Here is a 7,009-nt window from a genome sequence, read left to right as displayed (position 1 = left end):
CCTTTCGCCGGGCCTTGCAGGAATTCGTCGACTTTCGCCGCAGTACGGTTATGTGCCACCACTTTAAAGCCGTGGTCGTTCATGTTCAGGATAAGGTTCTGGCCCATGACTGCCAGGCCGATAACTCCGATATCCGCCTTCATCATTATTGCTCCTGCTGTAAGATGGATTGTCTGATTTTAATCACCGCCTTGCGTAAGCTGACGGACTCATCGCCAAGATGACACTGCGGCTTATGCACTTCCCCCGGGAAGAACACCGCCAGCTCGCCCGGCTTCATCAGAACATAGCGACCTTCGCGGCTACTGCCAAAATAGACGTCGTGCTCCACCAGCGATAAGTCTTCCACCACCAGCTCATCATGGGCAAAACCCATATATTCTTCGCCTGCAAGCAGCACATGCACATCGATAAACTGCTTGTGGATTTCAAACATACGACCATCCGCCGGATCGGTATTGACGTGTTTCATTTCAATCCACACATCATCCGGCTGCAGTACAACATTACCCGGTTCCGTCTGCTCTTCGATGACCTTGAGCGCTTGTTGGATAATATGTTTGAGGTTTTTTTTGATATAGGGATACGCTTGTAAGTTGTCCCAACGACCCGTAAACATCACGCGTTCCTCTTAGTTTGTGTACCGTTCAGCAAATGACGGTTTGCGCAGTTGCGCGACAGATCACCCTGTAACGCGGCAATCATATTGTCGACCGCACAAGCGACCATCTGTTCGCGGGTTTCTCCGGTTGCTGAGCCAATGTGCGGAAAAATTACCGCATTATCGAGTTTGCACAGCGGAGAGTCGCCCGGCAGCGGTTCGACTTCGAACACATCCAGACCGGCAGCCCGAATCTGGCCCTGACTTAACGCCTCAATAAGCGCTGATTCATCAACGACTTTACCGCGTGATCCATTAACAAAAATGGCGCTGGATTTCATCAGGGCGAACTGTGCTTGACCAATCAGGCGCTCGGTCTCTGCAGTCAGTGGCACCATCACACAGACAAAATCGGAGGTCTTAAGCAAGGTCTCCATTTCGGTACGGGTCGCATTCAGCACCTGATCCGCTTCCTGATGCGCACTGCGATTGCAGTACTGAATGTTCATGTTAAAGCCTAAATGAGCACGACGGGCCACGGCATAGCCAATCCGGCCCATCCCGATAATGCCCAGCGTTTTGCCGTGCACATCGACGCCGTAATACTCTTCACCGATACTTTTGGTCCACTTCCCGTCTCGCACCAGATTGGATAACTCAACTGCCCGGCGCGCGGCACACATTATCTGCATAAATACGGTATCAGCGGTCGTTTCGGTCAGAACACTCGGTGTATGCATCAATGGAATGCCACGCTTAGCGAGATAATCGAGGTCAAATTGATCGGTACCCACAGAGATCGTCGACAGTGCTTCAAGCCTGGAGGCGGATTGCAGCAATTGCGGCGGCATCTCAACGCTGGCGCCAATCGCACCTTGCGCATCAGCAAGCGCGGCTGAAAATTCGCTGCGGTTGCTGTCGTTGACACCATCAAAGACCTGCAGGTCAAAATGCTGCTCCAGCTGACGTTGGTACTGCTCCGGAATGCTTTTGTACAACACAACTTTCTTTTTCATCGTTAAGCCCTTGGTTCAAATTGATTTAATTGGGTACGGCTTGGCAGCCCCTCACTGTCTCCGCGAACCTGCACTGCCAGCGCACCAAACCAGTTGCCTCTCTGTACAGCCTGCTCAAGTGTGCGGCCGTCGAGTAATGCGGATACCACGCCAACCGCAAAGCTGTCACCCGCACCGACCGTATCGACGACTTTGTCGACCGCGACACCTTGCACTGTGCCCGATTCACCACCGGCATGTTTAAAGTAAGCACCGTCGCTACCGAGTTTAACCACCACCAACTGCACCCCACGCGCTAAATAGAAATCAGCAATTGCCTCCGGTTCATCACTACCGGTCAGTATCTTGCCTTCATTGATTCCCGGCAACACCACATCACAACCACATGCCAACTCATTGATGGTGTCGCGCATCGTCTGCTCATCCGGCCATAACGTCGGACGAAGATTGGTATCAAACGAGGTTGAGGCGCCCGCTGTCTTCGCTTGCTGCAATGCATAGCGCGATAGCGCCAGCAACGACGGAGACACCGCCGCCGCGACGCCGGTCAAGTGTAGGTGACTGTTTTCACCGATGAGATCAGGCTGAAAATCATCTGCACTTAACGTGCTGGCCGCAGAACGGCGGCGAAAGTATTCCACCGCAGGATCGCTGCCATCGTTCTGCAGGCTCTTAAATACCATCCCGGTCGAGTGATCATCGCTGGTTGAGATCCAACCGGTATTGACTCCTTCATCAGCCAGTGCCTGAGTGATGAACTCGCCCCAGCAGTCACGGCCGACTTTCGTCACGTAACGAGAGTCAAAACCAAGCCGCGCCATACCAATCGCGACATTAAGTTCAGCACCGGCCAGATGGCGGTTAAATGTTTCCACCTTTGCCAGCGGACCGGTCTGATTGGCGACCATCATCGCCATCGCTTCACCCAGCGTCACAAAAGACTTGCTTGGTACTGTATTCATTGCATTCTCCCCCGGCACCATCGCTGTCCTCCCTCTCTCCGGCGATGATTCATCAAGCCAGGGAGAAGACCAAAACGATGGAACCGATTCCAAATTTTAACTAAAACAATGCCTGGTGACAGCCAATAGCGCTTAGCGCATTGGCTCGTTCACCCTGACTAAAAGCTCATACCAATAACACGAATGGCATAAAGATCACGGCCAGCAAAACCGCCAGAATCACAGCGATGTAAGGCATCACCGCCTTAAACGATTGATCAAGAGACAATCCGCCGATCACACTCGATATCAGCAGGCATAACCCGTATGGCGGAGTGATCAGACCAACCGACAGAGTAATGATGATAACCACGCCCAGTTGTACCGGATCCACACCCATTGACAGAGCAACCGGATAAATCACAGGTACAAACAACACCATAGCCGGAATCGCATCCATGAACGTACCGATGAACAGGAAGAACGCAATGATGATAAACAGGAACAGATATTCATTACCGCCCAGGCTGTTAAAGAAATCCGCCACCATCACGTTGATTTTGTAGTAGCCGAGGAATTCACCCAGTGCAGACGCTGCTGCCAGAGCAAACAGAGACAGACAGCTCAGTTTCAGAGTTTCGACAAACACTTTTGGCATATCGCGCCAGGTGATGGTTTTGTAGTAATAAGCACTAATCGCGTAAGCATAGATGGCAGAGAAAGCGGCCGCTTCGGTTGGTGTAAACACACCAAAGACGATACCACCGATAATGATCAGCGGCGTGATCATGGCAGGCAAAGCATCTTTAGCCAGCGCAATAAATTCTGCGCGGGTAATCTTTTCCATAATTGGCAGATTATCGCGACGGGCAATGATACCAATCACAAACATCATACCGAAACCAATCAATATACCTGGCAGCATACCACCGATAAACAGTTGTCCGACCGAGGTATTGGTCAGGCCGCCATAGATAACCATGGTAATACTCGGCGGAATAATACTGCCGATGGTCGACGAAGCCGCGGTCACCCCGACCGACATTTCACGGCTGTAGCCTTTATCGATCATGTTCGGAATAAGAATTTTACCTACCCCAGCGGTATCGGCGGTTGAGGAACCACTCACTCCGGCAAATAACATCGACACAATCACGTTGGCATGGCCAAGCCCACCCGGACGACGTCCGGCCAGAGCGATAGAAAAATCAATCAGGCGACGGGAAATACTGCCGCTGTTCATGATGTTTGCGGTCAGGATGAACAAAGGCACCGCCAGCAGTACGTATGAGTTGAGTCCGTAAAACATTTTCATCGGAATCATGGTATTTGGCGTGCCAGCCATAGTCGCAATACCGGTCAGAGCAGAAATGCCAATCGAAAAGGCAATCGGGACCCCGATAATGATCAAGCCGATAAACAGCACGGTAATTAATGCGAGTTCCATACAACCCCCTTCTTAGAAGCGTTCCTTAACTTCGCCACTTCTTTGATCATGTTATCGACCAGATAGACACTGGAACTGATAAAGGTGACCGGCATAACCAGCCAGATATAGCCCTGTTTAAACTCCGGCACGGTAATCCAGCGTGAATTCCAGAATGTCTGGGTAATTTCCACACTGTAAACAGAGCACAGGATACAGAACACCAGCATAATCAGGTTCTGTACCAGTAACAGACAGGAACGTTTATTCCCTTCAAACTTATCGGTCAGGATACGAAAGCTAAAGTGCTCGTTTTCCCGTACCATCACGGCGGCGCCGAGGAACATCGCCCATATAAAGGCGTTGACCGCCACTTCTTCTGTCCATAGAACCGAGATACCCAGATAGCGGGTAGCGACCTGAACCAGAGTCGCTACCACAAAGATCACCAGGCATACTGCACCGATAGTCAGCTGAAGTTTGGCCATGAGTAAAGTCAGATATTTCATACTGTTCGTCCTTTCTCCCATTGCTCAAAGAGCAAGACTAAAGCCTGTTAATCGAGCCTTAACGTGCCTGACGGATAGTCTCAATCACGTCAGTCATACCATGCTTAGCAGCCCACTCGTCCTGAATCGCCACCGCCTTTTCAATAAACGGACCGCGTTCAACCGAGTTTACAATCGCTCCATCATCAATCGCTTTCTGCTTAAATTCAGATTCTTGAGCGTAAAGTGCTTGTCGCTCAGCGTTAGTCGCCGCTGTGACCGCCTTGTCAAACGCGGCGCGCTGCTCATCGCTGAAGCTTTCCCACACACTGTTGCGAACCAGCAATAGACGCGTGGTGTAATCATGGCCGGTTTCAGAGATGTATTTACCGTTTGAGGTTTTATGATGCTCCATCGGAATGAAGTATGGATAAGCGTTTTCTGCACCATCGACCACGTTGCTTGACAATGCCTGATACAACTCGGCCCAGGCTACCGAAGTCGGAATCGCGCCAATGTCTTTCCAGTATTGGGATACGACACCGGATGTCTGGGTGCGGATTTTAAGCCCTTTCGCATCTTCGATGGTGTTGATCGGTCGTTTGCCGTACCAGTGACGCACACCGGCGGTCCAGTAACCGGCCACGCGATATTTCTCACCGGATTTGGTGTAAATAATGTCGGCCACTTTTTTGCCCACTTCGCCATCAACCACCTTTTCCCAGTGGCTGTAGTCGTCAAAAAGGTAGAGTAAAGAGAACAGATCGACTTCATCAATGCCGGAGGAGGTCATGAAACCCGGCGAAACCAGCACCACATCAGCGCCACCCAGAACCAGTTTCTCAACCAGTTCACTTTCGTTAGTACCAATGGTACCCGCGTGAACTTCAACATCAAAAAGCCCCGATTGATCAGCGACTTCTTTCAGTTTCAGCATACCGGTCTGATACGGACTAGAAACATTGGTCTGGTTGTGAGCCGCCACCAGATGCAGCGCACCGCTGCCGGCGGTATCGTTCGATTCACCACATCCGAACAGGGCGGTGGCTACTAGCAGCGCAAGGTACTTTTTCATAATGAGCTCCAGTTAAAAGCGTTGTTGTTATGTTCACGTTACGCTGAATAACATAGTCTGGAATCGGTTCCAGACACAGCACCAAAATGAGGAACTGTGATCAAAACGTCACCAATATGATGCAGGTTGTTATTTTTTGAGATTGCAGTAACACAATCGTAAAGAGAGTTCAGGACAGGTAAAAGAGTGGTACTAAAAATGCCGCCAGGCTTTTAAAAATAACGGCTGTAGCCTGTTACACCAGGTTGTAACAGGCATTGATTCAGGTTGAGGCCCGGACAATCAGCTCCGCAGGCAAGCGTATTTGCTGTGGCGGTTGTTCGCTGCCGCGAATGCGTGCAATCAAGCGTTCACACGCCGTTTCACCGATTTGTCGGGTTGGCTGGCGCATCGCCGTAATTCCCCCACCGACTAATTGTGCCCAGTCGGGATCATCAATACTGAGTAATCCCAGCGCTTCTCCCAGATGCATATCAAGCTGTTTTAATGCCTTAGCCGCACACATGGTCGCCACACCATTGGTGCAAAACAGCGCTTTTTTCAGCCCGCGCTTATTGTCAATAAACGCACGAATCGGCGCTCTCAGTTTGTCACCACTCATGTCGGCCATTTCAACCACCTCACAGCTCATGCCTTCATGCTGGCTGACAAACATCTGCAATGCTTCAACCCTTTCACGGCGGGTTGCAATGGTCAGAGGCTGAGTAATGACCAACAAAGACTCATAACATTTCTCCACTAAATGCTGACAAGCCACCTCAGCCGCCCCGGTATTATCCAGCCCTACCGAGTCGACACTGTGCGTCGGGTCAATCCGGTCAACGAACACAAACGGGCAGTCAATACGGCTCAGCATACCAAGGTGGCCGCTTTCCATCCCCAGAGTATTGACGATAATGCCGTCGACCCGATGATCTTCCAGCATTTCCAGATAACGCTCCTGCTGATCAAGACGGTTATCGGTATTGCACACCATCAGCATATAGCCTTCGCGACGGCAGATATGCTCAATCCCCTGCAATACATCAATCGAATACGGGTTGGTGACATCGGCCAGCAGCAAACCAATCAGTTTGGAATGGCCGGCTTTGAGCATACGCGCGGAATGGCTGGGACGATAGCCCAGATGGGCGATCGCCTGAGCAATTTTTTCACGCAGTGGTTCAGACAGTTTGTCTTGTTCACCGTTGAGATAGCGCGACACACTGGTTTTACCCACCTCAGCGTATTTGGCCACATCTGAGATGGTGGCAAAGGCTTTGCCTTGCTTCCTTGATTTTGTATTCACGGGGTTTGTCCGGTCATTACGGCAACCACCTAATTCACATCACCAATAACGTGGATCAAACAGTAGCTGCGGCCTTTTGATGGTCAATGGTTCCAAAATCTACTACGTATTTACATGCGATTACCAGTTGTTCAAGCAAGATATGAACGCATAATGCCCTTAAAAAGTGACCCA

General features: G+C 50.7%; 8 protein-coding genes. All 8 read right to left on the bottom strand.

Features of this window, described 5'->3' with window-relative positions; genetic code table 11:
- On the bottom strand, positions 1–143 hold a 143-nt coding region (locus tag E6C74_RS07100; RefSeq protein WP_136483985.1), incomplete at its 3' end, for an NAD(P)-binding domain-containing protein.
- Positions 144–145: 2 nt separating this feature from the next.
- On the bottom strand, positions 146–619 hold the full coding sequence (locus tag E6C74_RS07095; protein WP_136483984.1) for a YhcH/YjgK/YiaL family protein: 474 nt from the start codon (positions 617–619) through the stop codon (positions 146–148).
- Positions 619–1,617, bottom strand: coding sequence for an NAD(P)-dependent oxidoreductase (locus tag E6C74_RS07090; RefSeq protein WP_136483983.1), 999 nt, complete (start codon positions 1,615–1,617; stop codon positions 619–621). Before E6C74_RS07090 ends, E6C74_RS07095 begins: the two co-directional genes overlap by 1 nt.
- A 2-nt stretch (positions 1,618–1,619) precedes the next feature.
- Positions 1,620–2,579, bottom strand: a complete 960-nt coding sequence (locus E6C74_RS07085; protein WP_136483982.1) for a sugar kinase — start codon at positions 2,577–2,579, stop codon at positions 1,620–1,622.
- A gap of 166 nt (positions 2,580–2,745) precedes the next feature.
- Positions 2,746–4,005 carry a TRAP transporter large permease gene (locus E6C74_RS07080; protein ID WP_136483981.1) on the bottom strand — a complete coding sequence of 420 codons (1,260 nt, stop codon included), beginning with the start codon at positions 4,003–4,005 and terminating at the stop codon, positions 2,746–2,748.
- Complete coding sequence (locus E6C74_RS07075) at positions 3,990–4,493, bottom strand: TRAP transporter small permease (protein WP_136483980.1); 504 nt, start codon at positions 4,491–4,493, stop codon at positions 3,990–3,992. Before E6C74_RS07075 ends, E6C74_RS07080 begins: the two co-directional genes overlap by 16 nt.
- Before the next feature lie 58 nt (positions 4,494–4,551).
- Positions 4,552–5,547, bottom strand: coding sequence for a TRAP transporter substrate-binding protein (locus E6C74_RS07070; protein ID WP_136483979.1), 996 nt, complete (start codon positions 5,545–5,547; stop codon positions 4,552–4,554).
- A gap of 262 nt (positions 5,548–5,809) precedes the next feature.
- A complete protein-coding gene (locus E6C74_RS07065) occupies positions 5,810–6,835 on the bottom strand; it encodes a LacI family DNA-binding transcriptional regulator (protein ID WP_136483978.1) in 1,026 nt (341 codons plus the stop codon).
- Positions 6,836–7,009 lie beyond the last annotated feature (174 nt).

The sequence above is a fragment of the Vibrio sp. H11 genome (assembly GCF_004804295.1).
Lineage (GTDB): Bacteria > Pseudomonadota > Gammaproteobacteria > Enterobacterales > Vibrionaceae > Vibrio > Vibrio ostreae.
This window is presented reverse-complemented; position numbering and strand designations above follow the sequence as displayed.